Here is a 598-nt window from a genome sequence, read left to right as displayed (position 1 = left end):
GACGCTGCCGTCCGCGTGTTCCTTTTTCACCACCCGCTTCAGCCCGCCTTCGCCCTGCGTGTGCAGCACTTCACGGCGGTCCAGGCTGTCGGTGATGGTGATGCGGTCTTTCTCATACTGATACGTGTAGCTTAAGCCTGCCGGGTTTAGCTGCTCTGTCACCCGCCCGTCGCTGTCGTAACGGTAACGGATTTCCGGCCGGCCCGCGCGGTGGTGCGCCACCATCCGGCCCCGGTATTTATCATCGTAAGTAAAGCTGCGCACCTGTTTGCCACTGCGGTCATACACCGCCGCCAGTTCGCCGCGTGGCGTCCAGCCATAGCGCACCAGCGGCGCGGCAGGTAAATTCTCCGGGTATTCCGGGTCGTGTGTCAGCCACACGGCAGACAGACGGATACCGTTGTCCCGGCCATATTCCGTGTAGTCCGGCAGGGTATCAGGAAAAGCGGACGGTTCCGTCCCGCCGGAAGAGGCCTGCTGCCGGGCCTCTTCTGCCCGCTGCGCCTGCGTGGTCAGTACCAGCCGGAAGTGACGCCCGGCACCATCCGTCACGCCGGTGATTTCGCCGCTGAATTCACCGCCAGCCTCACGGTGAAAC

Annotated in this window: 1 pseudogene; it reads right to left on the bottom strand. The window is 63.5% G+C overall.

The window, feature by feature from the left end:
- Positions 1-598: pseudogene (locus tag ACJHYD_RS24505) on the bottom strand (RHS element protein); the annotation flags it as partial.

Origin of the sequence: Escherichia sp. WS1368 (assembly GCF_046487485.1) — a bacterium.
In the GTDB taxonomy this organism is placed as follows: Bacteria; Pseudomonadota; Gammaproteobacteria; order Enterobacterales; family Enterobacteriaceae; genus Escherichia; species Escherichia coli.
This window is presented reverse-complemented; position numbering and strand designations above follow the sequence as displayed.